15 protein-coding genes are annotated in these 15,766 nt (G+C 70.8%); 9 read left to right on the forward strand and 6 right to left on the reverse strand.

What is annotated here, in order from left to right; translation table 11 throughout:
• Positions 1-143: 143 nt before the first annotated feature.
• Positions 144-986 (reverse strand): AAA family ATPase, encoded by an 843-nt coding sequence (locus LV79_RS02525; RefSeq protein WP_253831607.1) that lies wholly within the window; start codon positions 984-986, stop codon positions 144-146.
• Between the two features lie 95 nt (positions 987-1,081).
• Between LV79_RS02525 and LV79_RS02530 the strand changes: the two genes are divergently transcribed.
• The 5 genes from LV79_RS02530 to LV79_RS02550 all read left to right on the forward strand — a co-directional run bounded on the left by LV79_RS02530 (position 1,082) and on the right by LV79_RS02550 (position 3,497).
• On the forward strand, positions 1,082-1,303 hold the full coding sequence (locus tag LV79_RS02530) for a PspC domain-containing protein (protein WP_253831609.1): 222 nt from the start codon (positions 1,082-1,084) through the stop codon (positions 1,301-1,303).
• 17 nt (positions 1,304-1,320) lie between these two features.
• Entirely contained in the window at positions 1,321-1,620 is a 300-nt protein-coding gene (locus LV79_RS02535; RefSeq protein WP_253831611.1) for a hypothetical protein, read from the forward strand.
• Positions 1,621-1,957: 337 nt separating this feature from the next.
• Complete coding sequence (locus tag LV79_RS02540; protein WP_253831613.1) at positions 1,958-2,275, forward strand: protease inhibitor I42 family protein; 318 nt, start codon at positions 1,958-1,960, stop codon at positions 2,273-2,275.
• A gap of 134 nt (positions 2,276-2,409) precedes the next feature.
• Positions 2,410-3,015: an RNA polymerase sigma factor gene (locus tag LV79_RS02545; RefSeq protein ID WP_253831615.1), complete on the forward strand. Its 606-nt coding sequence runs from the start codon at positions 2,410-2,412 to the stop codon at positions 3,013-3,015.
• A gap of 5 nt (positions 3,016-3,020) precedes the next feature.
• Positions 3,021-3,497: a carboxypeptidase-like regulatory domain-containing protein gene (locus LV79_RS02550; RefSeq protein WP_253835708.1), complete on the forward strand. Its 477-nt coding sequence runs from the start codon at positions 3,021-3,023 to the stop codon at positions 3,495-3,497.
• Here LV79_RS02550 and LV79_RS02555 read toward each other — a convergent pair.
• The 3 genes from LV79_RS02555 to LV79_RS02565 all read right to left on the reverse strand — a co-directional run bounded on the left by LV79_RS02555 (position 3,475) and on the right by LV79_RS02565 (position 9,001).
• Positions 3,475-5,727, reverse strand: a complete 2,253-nt coding sequence (locus tag LV79_RS02555) for a HelD family protein (RefSeq protein WP_490240420.1) — start codon at positions 5,725-5,727, stop codon at positions 3,475-3,477. The genes LV79_RS02550 and LV79_RS02555 overlap by 23 nt on opposite strands.
• A 244-nt stretch (positions 5,728-5,971) precedes the next feature.
• A complete protein-coding gene (gene groL / locus LV79_RS02560; RefSeq protein ID WP_092779458.1) occupies positions 5,972-7,597 on the reverse strand; it encodes a chaperonin GroEL in 1,626 nt (541 codons plus the stop codon).
• Positions 7,598-7,768: 171 nt separating this feature from the next.
• A complete protein-coding gene (locus LV79_RS02565) occupies positions 7,769-9,001 on the reverse strand; it encodes a serine/threonine-protein kinase (protein WP_253831617.1) in 1,233 nt (410 codons plus the stop codon).
• Positions 9,002-9,063: 62 nt separating this feature from the next.
• Here LV79_RS02565 and moeA point away from each other — a divergent pair, with 62 nt between their 5' ends.
• The 4 genes from moeA to LV79_RS02585 all read left to right on the forward strand — a co-directional run bounded on the left by moeA (position 9,064) and on the right by LV79_RS02585 (position 14,542).
• Complete coding sequence (gene moeA, locus LV79_RS02570) at positions 9,064-10,287, forward strand: molybdopterin molybdotransferase MoeA (protein WP_372495320.1); 1,224 nt, start codon at positions 9,064-9,066, stop codon at positions 10,285-10,287.
• 255 nt (positions 10,288-10,542) lie between these two features.
• On the forward strand, positions 10,543-11,256 hold the full coding sequence (locus tag LV79_RS02575; RefSeq protein WP_253831621.1) for a phosphatidylserine decarboxylase: 714 nt from the start codon (positions 10,543-10,545) through the stop codon (positions 11,254-11,256).
• Positions 11,257-11,259: 3 nt separating this feature from the next.
• The gene (gene pssA / locus LV79_RS02580) at positions 11,260-12,246 is read left to right on the forward strand and encodes a CDP-diacylglycerol--serine O-phosphatidyltransferase (protein ID WP_253831623.1); all 987 of its coding nucleotides are present in this window, start codon (positions 11,260-11,262) and stop codon (positions 12,244-12,246) included.
• A 55-nt stretch (positions 12,247-12,301) separates the two neighbouring features.
• Entirely contained in the window at positions 12,302-14,542 is a 2,241-nt protein-coding gene (locus LV79_RS02585; RefSeq protein WP_253831626.1) for an AAA family ATPase, read from the forward strand.
• Between the two features lie 143 nt (positions 14,543-14,685).
• Here the strand turns inward: LV79_RS02585 and LV79_RS02590 are convergent, their stop codons facing one another.
• Complete coding sequence (locus tag LV79_RS02590) at positions 14,686-15,324, reverse strand: LytR C-terminal domain-containing protein (protein WP_253831628.1); 639 nt, start codon at positions 15,322-15,324, stop codon at positions 14,686-14,688.
• Positions 15,321-15,635 (reverse strand): DUF3263 domain-containing protein, encoded by a 315-nt coding sequence (locus LV79_RS02595; RefSeq protein WP_253831630.1) that lies wholly within the window; start codon positions 15,633-15,635, stop codon positions 15,321-15,323. The genes LV79_RS02590 and LV79_RS02595 overlap by 4 nt, the downstream gene beginning before the upstream one ends.
• Positions 15,636-15,766: the final 131 nt, after the last annotated feature.

The raw sequence follows: 15,766 nt of genomic DNA on the forward strand, positions 1-15,766 counted from the left end.
CCACACGCCACCGCCCACCCGGGTCGCTCACCGCGAACGGTGACCTCCGGCGGTTTCCCAAGACCATGATGCACCCGCGACACCCCTGGTGACGAGCGATTTTCCGGGTTCACGCGCCCCGGGCTCGCGGTCACGGAAAGTGATCAGCCCGCGAGCAACGCGTCCAGCCCGGCGGCGACCACCCGGTCGACGTCCTCGCGGTACTTCAAGACCGCGCCCAGGGTCAACGCCGCCGAGGAGACGTCAACGGATTCCCGCCCCAATGCGGTAAGAGCCGCTGCCCAGTCAATCGTCTCCGCCACTCCCGGAGGCTTCAACAACTCCATCTCGCGCAATCGCCGGACAGCGCTAACGACTTGCGCCGCGAGCCTTTCACCAACGCCGGGCAACCGTTTCCGAAGAATTGCGAGTTCGCGATCCAGTGAAGGGTGATCCAGCCAGTGATAGAGGCACCGGCGCTTAAGAGCGTCGTGCACCTCTCGCGTCCGGTTGGACGTCAGCACCACCAGCGGCGGTGTGGACGCGCGGATCTCCCCCAACTCCGGCACTGTCACCGCGTTCTCGCTCAGGATCTCGAGCAGGAACGCCTCGAACTCGTCGTCAGCGCGATCGATCTCGTCGACCAGCAGCACGCATGGGGACTCCAGCGCGCGCAGCAGCGGACGGGCCAAGAGGAAACGCCTGCTGTAGAGCGATTCCACGGACGAGCCAGCTCTTAGCTCCAGCAGCTGCCGGGGGAAGTCCCACTCGTAGAGGGCTTGCGTGGCGTCGATGCCCTCGTAGCACTGGAGCCGCACGAGTTCGACGTCCAGCGCCGAGGCCAACGCGGTCGCTAGGGCTGTCTTGCCGGTGCCGGGCTCGCCCTCACAGAAGAGGGGTCTGCCCATGCGCAAGGCGAGGTAGGCCGCCGTCGCCAGGCCCTCATCGGCCAGGTACCCGACCCGGTCAAGAGCGCTGGCCATGTCCTCCGGCGTCAGGACCCGCATGCGGGTCACCCTAGTCCGACCCGGAAGCGACCCCTAGTCCGGAACCCGGGTCCTTCCCCGATGGCAGGACGCCGTTGACCAGCCACTCTTGAGCCATGACGAACGAGACGCACTCCGCCATCCACAACCACACCCGCAAGTTCCGCCGCAGCCGGTCCGACCGGATGGTGGCGGGCGTGTGCGGCGGCATCGCCAAGGCGATCGGGGTGGACGCCCCGATCGTGCGCATCGGCCTGGTCGCGGCGACCCTGCTCGGCTTCGGCACCGGCGCGGTCATCTACCTGGCCTGCTGGATCCTGCTCCCCGAGGAGGGCTGAGCGGATAGTGTCACCGGGTGGCTGACCAGCGGACCGGGACCGCGCGCGTCCTCGTGCTGATCGCCTCGGCCGCGGTGTTCGCCGCCGGAGGGGTGGTCTGCTTCCTGGTCTTGCTGCTCGGGCCCGCGGTCAAGGACGGGAACCCGGTGGCCGGGGCCATCGCGTACACGGCGCTCAGCCTGGTCGCCGCGGGGGCGGCGGTGACCACCGCGGTGCGGGCCGCCACCACCAAGGGGGTGGTGCTTGGCGGCTGCGGCACCCTGCTGGTGGGAACGCTGGTGGCGGCGGGAGCGATGGTCCTGCTGATGACCGGGTGAGTGACAAAAACATGCCACGGCACAAACTGGCCAACAGCCGTTTGTATCCGCAGGTGCTACCGGGGCTCTTGTAGGTGTCTGAGTAGAACTACTCGCCCACGGAGCCACCATGAGCCAGCACCGAACCACGCGGGGGACCCCGTGGCGGCTGGCAGGCCCGACGGCGAGGCAGGCACCCACCGGGTTCTACCAGCGAGGACATGGTCACACCCGTGCGCTCGGTCGTCTCGACCGGGCGCTGGCGTGACCACGGCGACGACCGGCGGTCGGATGGGTGCAGGGGACCCGTCCGGCCGCCGGGCCGCGCTCGCGGACGGGATCGGAGGGGGAGCACGTCGTGGCGTTGGTGCAGCTGTCCGCTCAGGACGCCGAGCGGCCGACCGAGTTGCACCGGGGGGATACCGTCGAGTTGCGACTCCCGGAGTCCGCGACCACCGGCTACCGGTGGCGCTGGTGGCTCCCGGAAGCCCTGCGCATGATCGCCGACGAGCACGTCCCGGCGGCGGTCGGCACTGGGGCGCCGGGTGCGGCTGGCGAGCGGCGGCTGGCCTTCGACGTCACGACGACCGGTCAGCACGAACTCCGGGCCGAACTGGCCAGACCGTGGGAAGGGCAAGCGCGCCAGGCCCTGACGTTCGTCCTGCGCGCGCTGTAGTGACACTGATGGAGTACAGCTTCACCCGAACGAGTGAGTCAGGATGGGCCGGGACGCACAGACCTGACATCGGACGATGTAGCCAGTGCCACCAGGATGCACGACCCCGGCAGACGGAGAATGGGGTGGGAGCGGTGACCGAGCTCCACGCGACGAGGACTAACCCGCCGTGGGAGGGCCTAGAGGGGACCGAGCGGCACGCGGCGTGCGTCATCGCCGCGCGCGAGGGCCACAGAGGGGCGCTCGACGTCCTCGTGGCCGAGCTGACCCCGTTGGTGTGGCACATCGCCAGAGGCGCCGGGCTGGACCGCTCAGCGGCCGAGGACGTCGCGCAGACCGTGTGGCTGGCGCTGCTGCGCCACGTCGACGCGATCGCCGAGCCGAGGGCGGTGGTCGGCTGGCTGATCACCACGACCCGGCGCGAGGCCAAGCGGACCAGGCAGCGCTCGACGACCCACGTCGAGCTGTCGCCGGAGGTCCAGGAGCACGTGCCGAGCACCGAGCCGATGCCGGAGGCCGAGGCGCTGCGCACCGAACGCGACCGCACGCTGTGGTCGGCGTTCCACAGGTTGGACCAGCGCTGCCAGGAGCTGCTGAGGCTCACCGTGCTGGCGGGGCGGGCCGAGTACAAGGTGGTCGCCGAGGTGCTGCGGATGCCGCACGGGAGCATCGGCCCGACCAGGGGTCGTTGCCTCACCGCACTGCGGGCGCTGTACGACAATGGGGATGGTGGCAGATGAGGACCATGGACGACTACGAGATGGACCCTGCCGAGCAGGAGTTCTGGCTGGCGCAGGTGGCCAGGCTGGTCGACGAGCTCGACCCGGTCCCCGCGGGCCTGGTCGAACGGGCCCAGTTCGCCATCGACCTCGAGGACATCGACGCCGAGGTGGAGCTGGAGGCCGCGCGCTGGGCCGAGCGGCGCCCGCTGGCCGGTGTCCGCGGCGGCGCGCCCGGCACGATCACCTTCTTCGTCGGTGACCTCACCGTCATGGTCAACGTGACCAGGACCGGCGAGAAGCAGCGCATCGACGGGTGGTTGGTGCCCGCGGGCGAGCACGGGGTCGAGGTCAGGGTCGCCGACCACGGCTCCAACACGACCACCGCCGACGAGGGCGGTCGGTTCGTGCTCACCGAGGTGCCCAGGGGCACCACGCAGATCCTGGTCCGGATGAACGGCGGCAAGCCGCGGACCGTGGTCACCCCGACTGTCGAGCTCTGAGGCCGTCCAGCGCGGCGGGCAGTTCGGCCGCGCTGACCACGCCGACCCACTGGGTGGCCCTGGTCAGGGCCACGTAGAGGTCGTTGAGCCCGCGCTCGGACTCGGCGACGACGACGGCGGGCTCGACGACGAGCACACCGTCGAACTCCAGGCCCTTGGACTGCCGGACGGTCAGCACGACGACCCGGCTCTCCAACTCCGGCCGCTCCCCCACCGCCGCGTCGGGCACTCGCGTGAGCACTGCCTGGCCGATGTCCTCCACCAGGCAGGCGGGCACGATCACGGCCACCGTTCCGGAATAGTCCTGGGCCGCCAAGTCCGCGACCACATCCGGTAGCTCTACCTCCGCCACCCGCTGCACCCACGGCTCGATGCCTGTCTCGCGAACCGAGCTTGGCGGGGTCAACCCTGTCTTCAACTCTGCCAGCACGTTGGCCGCTACCGCCATGATCTCGGCGGGCGTGCGGTAGTTGACCGTTAGCTCTGTCAGGCGCCAGCGGTCCTCGACGTAGGGGGCGAGGATGTCCGCCCACGTGTCGGTACCGGCTAGATCACCGGTCTGGGCGACGTCGCCCACCAGGGTCATCGACCGCGTGGGGCACCGGCGCATGAGCACCCGCCAGGCCATGGCGGACAGCTCCTGGGCCTCGTCGACGATCACGTGCCCGAACGTCCAGGACCGGTCGGCGGCGGCGCGCTCGGCGGCCGTGCGGTGGTCCTCGTCGTCGTGGCGCTCAGCGAGCCGTCCAGCGTCGATGAGGTCGTAGGCGGTCAGGATGTCCGGGTCGGCGTCGTCCTCCATCTGGAGGATGTCCAGGACGCCCTGCGCGTAGTCCTGCTCGTCGCGGAGGCGGCGCTCGGCGGCGGCGCGCTCGGCGCGGTCGTCCACGCCGAGGAGTTCGGCGGCTTCGTCGAGCAGCGGCGCGTCCGCGGCCGTCCAGCCGAGTCGGGGGGATCGCAGCAGCAGCGCGCGGTCTTCCGGGGTGATGTCCGGCAGGGCTGTCTCAAGCCGTTCCGCGGACGCGTAGAGGTCGGACAAGAACTCCTGCGGGGTCAGTTGCGGCCAGAGGGCGTCGATCGCCTCTTGAACGGCGTCGTCCGCGGCAAGCTCACGCCGGATGTCGGCCATGTCGCCCGCGTCGAGGAACTCCGCGCCGAGGCGGTTGGCCTCTTGCTGGGTGAGCGCGGCGACGATGGCCTCAGCGAAGACCGGGCGTCCCTCGTTGTGCGTGCGGCGAGTGCGTCTAGCCCCACCTCGCGCGGCAGCGACAGTCGCCGGATCTAGCACCATCTCCTCGCGCTCGACGATGAGCACCATCGGGTCTAGAGGCACCTCTTGCCGGTCTGCCACCGCGCGCCGTAGTGCGTCGACCATGTCAACGCTGCCCTTGATCTCCGCGGCACGGGCAGGTTCGGGGCGCTGGCCGCGCTCGCCGGGATAGAGGTCGCCGACGGTCTGCAGCAGCACACCGGTCTCACCCAGGGAGGGTAGGACCTGACCGATGTACTTCAGGAATGTCGCGTTAGGACCAACGATCAGCACGCCACGGCGGGACAACTGCTGGCGGTAGGTGAAGAGCAGGTAGGCGGCCCGGTGGAGCGCTACCGCGGTCTTACCCGTACCTGGGCCACCTTGGACTACCAGGACGCCGTTAAGACCGGATCGGATGATCTCGTCTTGCTCCGCCTGGATGGTCTCGACGATGTCGGACATGCGACCGGTCCTGGTCGCGTTGAGCGCGGAGAGCAGCGAGGCCTCGCCGACCAACCCGCCGTTGGCGCTGTCGTGACCGTCGGCGAGGTCGAGCACCTCGTCGTCGATGGCGGTGACCCGGCGGCGGGACGTGCGGATGTGGCGGCGCCTGCGCACGCCGTCCGGGGACGCCGCGGTGGCCAGGTAGAACGGCCTGCTCGCGGGGGCGCGCCAATCCATCAGCAGCGGTTCGTAGTCGCCTTCGGCGTCGAACAGGCCAATGCGGCCGATGTAGCTGCGGGTGCCGTCGGCGAAATCGAGCCTGCCGAAGCACAGCCCGTTCTCCGCGGCGCCGTAGTGCGCCAACTGCTCGCTGTGGTGCGAGGTCGCGGCGTCCCGCTGGGTCATCGCCTGCGGGTTGCTGCTGGCCTCGCGCAGGGTCCTGGCCAGCCGGGTGTCGGTGTCGGACCGGAGTCCGTCGAGGTGCGCGTAGAGCATGCTGACGTATTCCTGCTCCACGTCGATCTCGGTTGACAATCGTCCTCCAATTGCCCTACAATGCCACTAGCCGCTATTTGTTCGGCCATTCTTCGCGCTAATCATTCAAATGTAGCGCATCCTTTCTCCCGCTGTCGCCCCGCGGACCACGACCACTCCGATCACCATGCCACCGCGCTGCGGCACCGGGCGCGTCCGCGCTCATGACCACGACGCACGAAGGCCCGGTCCCCCGCGAGGGGACCGGGCCTTCGAACTCAGTGCGTGCCGAGCGGGGCCTGGATCAGAAGTCCATGCCGCCGGTCGGGTCGCCGCCGCCAGCCGGGGCACCAGCCTTCTCCGGCTTGTCGGCCACGACGGCCTCGGTGGTGAGGAACAGCGCGGCGATCGACGCGGCGTTCTGCAGCGCCGAGCGGGTCACCTTGGTCGGGTCCGGCACGCCAGCGGCGAGCAGGTCCTCGTAGACACCGGTCGCGGCGTTGAGGCCGTGGCCCTGCGGGAGGCCCTTGACCTTCTCCACCACGACGCCACCCTCGAGACCGGCGTTGATCGCGATCTGCTTGAGCGGCGCCTCGACGGCGACCTTGACGATGTTGGCACCGGTGGCCTCGTCGCCCTCGAGCTTGAGGCCCGCGAACGCGGCCTCGGCGGCCTGCAGCAGGGCCACGCCGCCACCGGCGACGATGCCCTCCTCCACGGCGGCCTTGGCGTTGCGCACCGCGTCCTCGATGCGGTGCTTGCGCTCCTTGAGCTCGACCTCGGTGGCGGCACCGGCCTTGATGACGGCCACGCCGCCCGCGAGCTTGGCCAGGCGCTCCTGGAGCTTCTCGCGGTCGTAGTCGGAGTCCGACTTCTCGATCTCGGCGCGGATCTGGTTCACCCGGCCCTGGATCTGCTCGGCGTCACCAGCGCCCTCGACCACGGTGGTCTCGTCCTTGGTGACGACGACCTTGCGGGCCTTGCCGAGCAGCTCGATGCCCGCGTTCTCCAGCTTGAGGCCGACGTCCTCGGAGATGACCTGGCCACCGGTGAGGATGGCGATGTCCTGCAGGATCGCCTTGCGGCGGTCGCCGAAGCCCGGGGCCTTGACCGCGACGGACTTGAAGGTGCCGCGGATCTTGTTGACGACCAGGGTCGCCAGCGCCTCGCCCTCGACGTCCTCGGAGATGATCAGCAGCGGCTTGCCGGACTGCATGACCTTCTCCAGCAGCGGGAGCAGGTCCTTGACCGAGGAGATCTTGGAGCCGAACAGCAGGATGTAGGGGTCCTCGAGGACCGCTTCCTGGCGCTCGGGGTCGGTCACGAAGTAACCGGAGATGTAGCCCTTGTCGAAGCGCATGCCCTCGGTGAGCTCGAGCTCCATGCCGAGGGCGTTGCTCTCCTCGACGGTGATGACGCCTTCCTTGCCCACCTTGTCGAGCGCCTCGGCGATCAGCTCGCCGATGGTGGTGTCGCCTGCGGAGATGGACGCGGTTGCCGCGATCTGCTCCTTGGTCTCGACCTCCTTGGCGGACTTGTGCAGCTGCTCGATGACCGCCTCGACGGCCTGCTCGATGCCGCGCTTGAGCGACAGCGGGTCGGCGCCAGCGGCGACGTTGCGCAGGCCCTCGCGCACCAGCGCCTGGGCGAGCACGGTGGCGGTGGTGGTGCCGTCACCGGCGACGTCGTCGGTCTTCTTCGCGACCTCCTTGACCAGCTCGGCCCCGATCTTCTCCCACGGGTCCTCGAGCTCGATCTCCTTCGCGATCGACACGCCGTCGTTGGTGATCGTCGGCGCGCCCCACTTCTTCTCGAGCACGACGTTGCGGCCCCTCGGGCCGAGCGTCACCTTGACGGCGTCGGCGAGGGTGTTCAGTCCGCGCTCGAGACCGCGACGCGCTTCCTCGTCAAACGCGATCAACTTGGCCATTGCGGTGTGGTCCTCCATCGGATGGATACACGTAGCGCGGCCAGGCTCGGTGCCCGCGACGGACGACCGGCGCGGAGCGCCAGCCTCACCGTCCCGACCTTCTGGCACTCGGCGACCCCGAGTGCTAGTTCGTGTTTAGCACTCGGGGCACGCGAGTGCAAGAAGAGCAGGTCAGGGGGGCGGCAAGATGGTGATGGGCGGCACAGGCCTGCGCGAGGTCGTGGTCGGCGGCGCGCTCGACCTGGTGGTGGTCCCCGGGCCGACCTGGATCGGCGGGGCGCTCGGGCCGGGGCTGGTGCCCGGGTCGTCGGTGCCGGAACCGCCGGTGAGCAGCATGATCGCGGCGACGATGGCGCCGATCGCGACCAGGCCGATGATCACCGGGACCAGCCAGCGGGTGCCGCTCTTCTTCTCGTCGAACGCGGTGGTCCTGACCGGCGCGGGTGGCCGCAAGCGGACCGGGTCCGGCTGGATGGGCTGCGGGTTCTGGTACTGCGGACGCAGCTGCTCGATGGGAGCTACCAGCGTCTGGTTGGGCGGACGCTGCGGCGGTGGGCCTACCGGGCGCGGTGGGGCGCTAGAGAGGGCGCGGCGCGCTGTGGCGATGAGCTCACGGCAGCTGGCGTAGCGGTGCCCCGGGTTCTTAGCCATACCGCGTCGGATGACTTCGTTGATCGCGGGCGGCAGCGCCATGTAGTCGGTCAGCGTCGGGACGTCACGGTTGAGGTGCCCCTGGATGACCTCCGACACCTGCCCGGCGAAGGGAGGCCTACCGGCGAGGCACGCGAACAAGACGCACGCGAGGGAGTACTGGTCCGTGCGACCGTCCACCGGTTCCCCGCGCAAGTGCTCCGGCGCGGCGTAGGTGGGGGAACCGAGGAAGTCCCCGCCCCGGGTGCGGTGGCCGGTCGCGCCGCGGCGGGTCAGGCCGAAGTCGGCGACGTAGATGTGCTCGGTCGCGGACTCGCGCGCGGTGACCAGCACGTTCGCCGGTTTGACGTCGAGGTGGACCAGACCGCGCTCGTGCAGGTTGTCCAGGGCCTCGGCCACCTGGGCGAGCAGGCTCAGCGCGCGCTGCGGGGCGAGCGGGCCGTCCTTGACCAGGCTGGCCATGTCGGAGCCGTCCACCAGCCGCATGGCGATGTAGAGCAGGCCGTCGACCTCGCCGAAGTCGTAGAGCGGGACGACGTTGGCGTGGTCGATCGCGGAGGTGTTGCGGGCCTCGTCGACGAAGCGCTCGCGGAACTCGGGGTCCTCGGTGAGGTGCTCGGCGATGACTTTGAGGGCGACCTTGCGGCCGAGCCGGATGTCGGTTGCCCGGTACATAACGCTCATGCCGCCCTTACCGAGCACACCGTCGATGCGGTAGTGCCCGAGGCGACGCCCGGTTAGGTCTTCCGACACGCGGTCGAGCGTAACGTCCGCGCTGTGACGGCCGCGTCCGGTTCGGTCAACGGGCAGGCAAGATTGGCGGCGTGAACGCGGCCAAGCGCGGGTTGACCCCGCAGGAGTACCGGCTCGAAGTCCAGGCGTTGGTGCCACCGCTGCCGGTGGTGCGGCTTCCTTTGGCGATGTGCAGAGGGCTGGTGCTCGCCGAGGACGTCACCGCCGGGGTTTCGCTACCGCCCTTCGACAACTCCGCCATGGACGGGTACGCGGTGCGGGCGTCCGATGTGGTCAGTGCGACCGCGGAGAACCCCGTACGGCTGCCGGTCGCCGACGACATCCCGGCGGGACGGACCGATGTCGCCCCACTCGCGCCCGGTACCTCCCAGCGGATCATGACCGGCGCGCCGCTGCCCGAGGGAGCCGACGCGATCATCCAGGTGGAGTTGACCGACGGCGGTACGGAGAACGTCCGCATCGACGCGTCAGTGCTACCGCGTACACACGTGCGGTTCGTGGGTGAGGATGTCTCCAGCGGCGACGTGATCTTGCGGGCCGGGACGGTGCTGCACCCGCCGCAGTTGGGCTTGGCCGCGGCGGTTGGCCTAGCCGGCTTGCCCGTGCGGAGGCCGCCGCGGGTGCTTGTGCTGTCCACTGGGTCCGAACTGGTCCCGCCTGGCGACCCCTTGCCGCCGGGGCACATCTACGAGTCCAACAGCGTTCTCTTGGCCGCGGCGATCGAAGAGATCGGCGGGAAGGCCGTGGTGCTGCGGTCTGTGCCCGACGATGTCGCGACGTTCCGCGCTGTTGTCGCCGAGCACGTCGGTGAGGCTGACCTGCTCATCACGTCCGGCGGCGTTAGCGCGGGTGCATATGAAGTCGTCAAGGATGCCCTGTCCGACCAAGGGGTCGAGTTCGTCCAGGTCGCGATGCAGCCTGGCGGACCGCAAGGGCGGGGGTCGTTCGAAGGGCTGTCGGTGGTGGCCTTGCCGGGCAACCCCGTCAGCGCCGCCTTGTCGTTCGAACTGTTCCTCCGGCCCGCCTTGCTCAGCGCTATGGGCCACAGCCGTACTGACCGCCCCCGAGCGCGGGCGCGCGCTACGGCGGCGATGACGTCACCGCCGGGCAGGGTCCAGTACCGCAGGGGGCGCCACGACGCCGGACACGTCGAGGTGGTCCCAGTGGGTGGGCCGGGTTCCCACCTGCTGGCCTCGTTCGCGGCGTCGAACTGCCTGATCGAGATCCCGGTCGGGGTGGCCGAGGTGGCCGCGGGCGACGAGGTCGACCTGGTCCTGCTCGACTGACGGCACCAAGTAACCATATGATGCTCCGGGGAAGTCAATTCCCCACAAGTGGCCATTGATCCACAAGACGGCCGCCGGCTACACTGGACGCGTTGCACGAGGGCGGCCGATGGCCGGGTATGTGCCGTCGGGGGGTGCATACCCAGCCATCGGGCGCCCCTGTCCGCCCAGGTGGCGGCTACCTCCCCGAGCCGGACCCCGGCTGGCGTAGCGTGTGCGGAAATCCGGCCTAGACACGAGGAAACCGCGACCACGATGACCGCTCACCAGCCCAAGAAGGCAGGCGCGCTCCAGCACGCCGTCGAGTTGACCAAGAGCATCATCCCCCCGGTGCACCCGGGTGGTCGCCCGTTCATCCTCGGCGCGCTCGGCGCGACCCTCGCGGTGCGGCGGCTGTCCAAGCGGGCCGGTGTGGGCACCGCGGTGTTCACGGCGTGGCTCGCGTGGTTCTTCCGCGAGCCCAAGCGGGTCACCCCGCGCCGCCCCGGCATCGCCGTGGCCCCCGCCGACGGCACCGTGTCGCACGTCGTCGAAGCGGTCCCGCCCGCCGAGCTCGGCCTGGGCGACGAGCCCATGCTGCGCGTGAGCGTGTTCCTGTCGGTGTTCGACGTGCACGTCCAGCGCTCCCCCGCGACCGGCCAGGTCGTGCGCGCGGTGCACAAGGCGGGCAAGTTCCTCTCCGCCGACCTGGACGAGGCCAGCGAGGTCAACGAGCGCAACAGCCTGCACGTGCGCACGGACGAGGGCCACGACCTCGCGGTGGTGCAGATCGCGGGTCTGGTCGCGCGGCGCATCATCTGCCAGGTGTCCGACGGGGACAAGGTCCTCGCGGGTAGCACCTACGGGCTCATCCGCTTCGGGTCGCGCGTGGACCTCTATGTGCCCGCCGGCAGCCGCGTCCTGGTCGAACCAGGTCAGCGGACCATCGGTGGGGAGACCGTCTTGGCCGAGCTGCCCTCGGCGGGCTGACCGATGGCCCCGACCGCGCCCGGTGTCCGGCTGCTGCCCAACGCGCTGACCGTCCTGGCCATGTGCGCGGGCCTGTCCGCCGTCCAGTTCGTCCTCAACGGCCAGCCCACCGCCGCGATCGCCGCGATCGCCATCGCCGCGGTGCTCGACAGCCTCGACGGGCGCATCGCCCGGTTGCTCGACGCCACCAGCAAGATGGGCGCCGAGCTCGACTCGCTCGCGGACGCGATCTCGTTCGGGGTCGCGCCCGCGCTGATGCTCTACGTGTGGCGCTTCGGCGGCGACCGGGTCGGTTGGGTCGTCGCGCTCATCTTCGCGGTGTGCATGATTCTGCGGTTGGCTCGGTTCAACACGCTGCTCGAGGACACCGAGCAACCGGTCTACACGAAGGAGTTCTTCGTCGGGGTGCCCGCGCCCGCCGGTGGCCTGCTCGTCCTGCTGCCGCTGATCCTGACCATCGAGTACGGCGACGCCGGGCACTGGTGGCAGTCCAAGGCGGCCGTGATGGTGTGGATCGTTGCGGTGGCGGCGCTCGCGATCAGCCGCATCCCGACGCTGTCGGTGAAGACCGCCCGCGTGTCCCCGCGCGCGGTGGCGCCACTGCTGGTCCTCGTAGGACTGGTGGCGGCGGCGGTCATCACCTACCCGCTCGTGACGCTGGCCGTGGTGCTGGTGCTCTACCTGCTGCACATCCCCTACGCGGTCCGGCGCAAGCACTGGCTGGCCAACAACCCCGAGGCGTGGGACGTGCCGCCGCGCGAGCGCCGGGCGATCCGCCGGGCGCACGGCTCCCGGCGGCTGGGGCTGCGGCCACCGCTGCGCCGGGTCGCCGGTGCCGCCCGCCGGGCCGTGCTGCGGCCGATGCGCAACGGCGACGCCCCGGGTGTCCCGCTGCCGACCGACCCGAGGCCGCCGGGTGCCCGCGGCAAGGCGTGGCGGCGCACCGGCCTGCGCAAGAACGACCGCCCCGGGGAGAGCAAGCCCCGCTGACGGGCCTGTGGACAACTTCCGCGGCGATCGGCGCGCAGGCTCTACGCTCGTCGTCGTGGGAACTCAGATCACGTTGACCGCGCGGCTCACGCCGTCCGCGCTGGACACCCGGCGCGGTGTCGTCCGGCTGCACCCCGAGGTGTTCGACGCGCTCGGGCTGCGGCAGTGGGACGCCGTCCGGCTGACCGGCGCCCGGGTGAGCGCCGCGCTCGCCGCCGAGGGCGACCGGGGCGCGGCGACCGGTGTCGTGCTGCTCGACGACGTGACCCTGTCGAACCTGGGGATCACCGAGGGGTCCGAGGTGGTGGTCGCCCCGGTCGAGGTCGCGCTGGCGCGGGCGATCACCGTGGCCGGGTCGCGGCTGGCGTCGACCTCGCTGCCCCCGGAGACGGTGCGGCTCGCGCTGGTCGGGAAGGTGCTGAGCGTCGGCGACGCGGTGTCGCTGCTGCCGCAGGACCTGGCGCCGCCGCCGGGGGCCGACGTGCCCGCCGTGCGCGGCAAGCTGTCCAGGGCGATCGGTATGACCTGGACCAACGAGCTGCTGACGGTGACCTCGGTGGAGCCTGCGGGCGCGGTGACCGTGCACCCGTCCACTGTGGTCGGTTGGCGCGACGGCGCCCGCACGGGTGAGCGGGCGGCGGTGGCGGTCGGCGGTGAGACGGTCGTGCAGTCCGCTCCTGCGGCGCCCGTCGGGGTGAGCGCGGACGTGGCGGTGAGCGCCCCGGAGCCGGTCGAGTTGGCGGACCTGGTGGGCGCCAAGGAGGCGGTGCGCACGCTCGGCGAGTGGTTCGAGCTGGCGTTCCTGCGGCCGGAACTGTTGGAGCGGCTGGGTGCCGCACCCCGGCTGGGGGTGCTGGTCAGCGGGCCGGAGGGCGTCGGCAAGGCCAGTGTGGTGCGGGCAGTGGCTGGCTCGGTCGACGCCGAGGTGGTCGAGCTGGCGGGCCCGACGATCGCGGTGCTGGAGGCGAACGCGGCGGCCGCCCGGCTGGGGGCGGCGGTCGAGCAGGCCCGCGCCCGGTCGTCGGCGGGGCAGGCGGCGGTGCTGATGATCAACGACGTCGACGCGCTACTGCCCGCGACCTCGCCGCCCCCGTTGGCGACGGTCGTCCTGGACACGTTGCGCGCGGCGATCGGGATCCCCCGGGTGGCGTTGGTGGTGACCACCGCGCACCCGGAGGCCGTCGACCCGCGGTTGCGCGGTGTGGAGCTGGTGGACCGAGAGCTGCGGCTGCCGTCGCCGGACGCGAAGACCCGCGCGGAGCTGCTCCGGGTGCTCTATCGGGACCTGCCCGTCGAGTCCGGAGTGGACTTCGCGGTGGTGGCCGACCGGACGCCGGGCTTCGTTGCCGCCGACCTGATCGCGTTGCGCCGGGAGTCCGCGATCCGGGCCGCGTTGCGCGAAGCGGCGGAGATCGCCGCCGACGACGTGCTGGGCGCGCTGCAGACCGTCCGGCCGACGTCGGTCAGCACGACCTCGGTCCGCACCGGCGACATCCAACTCGACGACGTCGGCGACATGGTCGAGACCAAGCAGGCGCTGACCGAGGCGGTGCTGTGGCCGCTGCGCTACCCGGACTCGTTCGCCCGCCTCGGCGTCGCACCACCGCGCGGCGTGCTGCTGTACGGCCCACCCGGCGGCGGCAAGACGTTCCTGGTGCGCGCGCTCGCCGGGACCGGCCAGCTGAACGTGCTGTCGGTCAAGGGCGCGGAACTGATGGACAAGTGGGTCGGCGAGTCCGAACGCGCGGTCCGCGAACTGTTCCGCAAGGCAGGCGAGGCCGCCCCCGCCCTGGTGTTCCTCGACGAGATCGACGCCCTGGCACCACGACGCGGCCAATCGTCCGACTCCGGCGTCGCGGACCGCGTCGTCGCCGCCCTCCTCACCGAACTCGACGGCGTGGAACCCCTCCGGGACGTCGTGGTCGTAGGCGCCACCAACCGCCCAGAACTAGTCGACCCAGCCCTCCTCCGCCCCGGCCGCCTAGAGCGGCTGATCTACGTCCCACCACCGGACGCCGAAGCCCGAGCAGCCATCCTGGCCGCGGTGAGCAAGAAGACGCCGCTGGGTGAGGACGTCGACTTGGTCGCTTACGCGCAGACGCTGGAGGGCTATTCAGCGGCGGATTGCGCGGCGTTGATCCGGGAGGCGGCGCTGACGGCGATGCGGGAATCGTTGGAGGCGACTGTGGTGACGGGGAAGCACTTGGAGGCGGCGCGGGGGAATGTGCGGCCGTCGCTGGATGCGGGGCAGTTGGCGGAGTTGGAGGCTTATGCGGGGAGGAGGTCGGAGCGGTAGGGCTGTTGGTGGGCGGGGAGTTGCTTGCGGTGGGTTGGGACTGGACGTGGGGACTTGGTGGGGCGGTGTTCGGCGTGGCGGGCGTGGTGGGGCGTGGGCCGAGGGGGTGTGGAGGTCTCGGCGTGGGGGGTGCCCGGAGGGGGCTACTTCTCCTTGGCGACCTTGTAGTCGTTGGTGACGATGAGGATCAGGCCGGGGGGTGAGTCCTTGATGCCCTCGAAGCGGGGTTCGACGCGGAAGTCGAATTGGTTGCCTAGTTGGCGGGCCGCTTGTTCCTGGGGGGTGCCGGGTTGGAAGTAGACGGTGGTGGTGGGGATTTTGCCGCCGGAGTAGTTGCCTACCTGGGAGATGGGCCAGCCGGTGGAGCCGATGTCTTCGGCGGCTCGGGCGGCTAGGCCGGTGATGGTGCTGTTGTTGTAGATGCGCAGCGGTTCGCTGGGGGATTCGGCGGTGTTGCCGGGGCGGGAGGTCGCTGGGGGGGCGGTGGCCGCGGTGGTGGCGGGGGGTGCCGTGGTGGTCGGCTCGGGGGCCGGGGGTTCGGTGGTCGTGGTGACCTGGCCCGGGGTGGTGGGGCGCGGGGGGAGGCTGGTGAGGTCGCCGCTGGGGGGTGCGCCTGTGGTGGTGGTGATGGAGGGCGCGGGGGGTTGGGCGGCGGGTGGGGTGTCGCCGGTGCTGTCGAAGAGGGTGATCACGCCGATCACGGCCGCGGCCGCGGCCACCGCGAGGAGGGTGAGGCCCACGACTCGGGCGGTGCGGGTCTGCCCGCTTGGCTCGGTGCTCATCGCGGGTCCATCCCCAGGCGTCGGGCTGCGCGGGCGCGGTGCCGGGTGGCTCGCATCCGGCGCAGGCGCTTGACCAGCATCGGGTCGGCCGCAAGGGCCTCGGTCTTCTCGATCAACTCGTTGAGCACCTGGTAGTACCGGGTGCTGGACAGCTCGAACAGCTCGCGGATGGCCTGGTCCTTGGCGCCCGCGTACTTCCACCACTGCCGCTCGAACGCGAGGATGGCCCGCTCGCGCTCGCTGAGGCCCGCTGGCCGCGCGTGCGCGGGTGCCGCCTGCTCAGGCTGAGAGGGCGACTCAGCAGCGTCCATCTGGCTCCTCGCCTCACGGTTCGGCTCCGCCGGGCGGCACACCGGCCACCCGCCGGTCGCCATTACACCACGTCACCGCGCGCGGTGATCGTCACCTCCACGGCGCGTCCGACCACTCTTCTGCCGACCCG

This window comes from Actinokineospora globicatena, from assembly GCF_024171945.1.
Taxonomy (GTDB): domain Bacteria; phylum Actinomycetota; class Actinomycetes; order Mycobacteriales; family Pseudonocardiaceae; genus Actinokineospora; species Actinokineospora globicatena.

What these genes read in the sequence shown, in the direction of transcription:
- LV79_RS02575 (WP_253831621.1), top strand. Translation starts at nt 10,543, where the DNA reads ATGACCGCTCACCAGCCCAAGAAGGCAGGCGCGCTCCAGCACGCCGTC.
- pssA (WP_253831623.1), top strand. Translation starts at nt 11,260, where the DNA reads ATGGCCCCGACCGCGCCCGGTGTCCGGCTGCTGCCCAACGCGCTGACC.
- LV79_RS02530 (WP_253831609.1), top strand. Translation starts at nt 1,082, where the DNA reads ATGACGAACGAGACGCACTCCGCCATCCACAACCACACCCGCAAGTTC.
- LV79_RS02590 (WP_253831628.1), bottom strand. Translation starts at nt 15,324, where the DNA reads ATGAGCACCGAGCCAAGCGGGCAGACCCGCACCGCCCGAGTCGTGGGC.
- groL (WP_092779458.1), bottom strand. Translation starts at nt 7,597, where the DNA reads ATGGCCAAGTTGATCGCGTTTGACGAGGAAGCGCGTCGCGGTCTCGAG.
- LV79_RS02595 (WP_253831630.1), bottom strand. Translation starts at nt 15,635, where the DNA reads ATGGACGCTGCTGAGTCGCCCTCTCAGCCTGAGCAGGCGGCACCCGCG.
- LV79_RS02525 (WP_253831607.1), bottom strand. Translation starts at nt 986, where the DNA reads ATGCGGGTCCTGACGCCGGAGGACATGGCCAGCGCTCTTGACCGGGTC.
- LV79_RS02550 (WP_253835708.1), top strand. Translation starts at nt 3,021, where the DNA reads ATGGACGACTACGAGATGGACCCTGCCGAGCAGGAGTTCTGGCTGGCG.